The organism is Streptomyces cyaneofuscatus, from assembly GCF_000718135.1.
Classification (GTDB): Bacteria; Actinomycetota; Actinomycetes; order Streptomycetales; family Streptomycetaceae; genus Streptomyces; species Streptomyces cyaneofuscatus.
In genome coordinates this window covers 1-380 of sequence record NZ_JOEM01000086.1, presented here as the reverse complement: position 1 = coordinate 380, position 380 = coordinate 1, and the positions used below count along the sequence as shown (strand labels likewise).

The window sequence follows — 380 nt, the reverse complement described above, 5'->3', positions numbered from 1 at the left end:
GCCGATGACGATCGGACCCGAGCCGATGACCAGGACGGACTGGATATCGGAGCGCTTAGGCACGCTGGCCCTCCATCAGAGAAACGAAACGATCGAACAAATACGCGGCGTCATGCGGACCGGCCGCCGCCTCCGGGTGGTACTGCACACTGAACGCCGGCCGGTCCAAGAGCTGAAGTCCCTCCACCACCTGGTCGTTCAGGCACACATGGGATACCTCGGCACGGCCGAACTCGGTGTCGGACACCTTGTCGAGGGGGGCGTCGACGGCGAAGCCGTGGTTGTGGGCCGTGACCTCGACCTTGCCCGTGGTGCGGTCCTGCACCGGCTGGTTGATCCCACGGTGCCCGTACTTCAGCTTGTACGTACCGAACCCCAGC

The 380-nt window shown here is 64.7% G+C and carries 1 protein-coding gene; it reads right to left on the bottom strand.

Features of this window, described 5'->3' with window-relative positions; all coding sequences use genetic code 11:
- Positions 1–55 precede the first annotated feature (55 nt).
- On the bottom strand, positions 56–380 hold a 325-nt coding region (locus tag IF17_RS0135870), incomplete at its 5' end, for a glutamine amidotransferase-related protein (RefSeq protein ID WP_030575435.1).